This window comes from Paraprevotella clara YIT 11840 (assembly GCF_000233955.1).
Classification (GTDB): domain Bacteria; phylum Bacteroidota; class Bacteroidia; order Bacteroidales; family Bacteroidaceae; genus Paraprevotella; species Paraprevotella clara.
The window spans coordinates 1-747 of the sequence record NZ_JH376664.1 but is presented as its reverse complement, the minus strand read 5'-3'; the positions used below and the strand labels follow the sequence as shown (position 1 = coordinate 747).

1 protein-coding gene and 1 pseudogene are annotated in these 747 nt (G+C 41.4%); both read left to right on the top strand.

Going from position 1 to position 747, the window contains the following annotated elements; all coding sequences use genetic code 11:
* On the top strand, positions 1-308 hold a 308-nt coding region (locus tag HMPREF9441_RS16955), incomplete at its 5' end, for a glutamine amidotransferase-related protein (RefSeq protein WP_008623278.1).
* Between the two features lie 23 nt (positions 309-331).
* Positions 332-747 (top strand): annotated as a pseudogene (locus HMPREF9441_RS16950) (hypothetical protein); the annotation flags it as partial.

Sequence of the window (747 nt, the reverse complement as noted above, 5' to 3'; positions counted from 1 at the left end):
ATTGGGCTTGTGAGCTGACCAAAGGTAGCAAGATATACGAAGCATACGGCAAAGAACAGATTTCGGAGCGCCACCGCCACCGCTATGAGTTTAACAGCGACTACCGCGAGACCTTAGAAAAAGCGGGACTACAATGCACAGGGGTAAACCCTGATACGGGCTTAGTGGAAGTGGTAGAACTGCCTACTCACCCTTGGTTTGTGGGGGTACAGTACCACCCAGAGTATAAGAGTACGGTAGCTAATCCGCATCCGCTCTTTATTGCTTTTGTAAAAGCTGCTTTAAACAATAAATTGAAAAAGAACTAAAAAACGATAATTATTATATTTATATGGAAGAAAAAAAGTTTGACCTGAAAAGCATCATAGGCTTTGTGCTTATATTTATTTTGCTGCTATGGGTAATGAATAACAACCGTCCTACCCAAGAAGAGTTAGCAAAACGCAAAGCTGAACAAGAACAAGCTGCTAAAGCTAATAACCCACAAAATAATGCTGCTACTGCTGCTACCGCTGACTTAGGAGCTTTTGCTTATAGCAACGCTCAGCCAACCGCTAAAGACGGGGTAACCGTAATTGAGAATAAAGATGTAAAGCTGACTATCAACAATAAAGGTGGAGACCTAAAAGAGGTATTGCTCAAACAGTTTAAGACGTATGAGTCGATGCCGGTGTACCTTATAAAGGATAAGAATGCTATTTTTGCTCTCAATTTTAAAACCACACAAGGGCAAGAACTCAATACCCA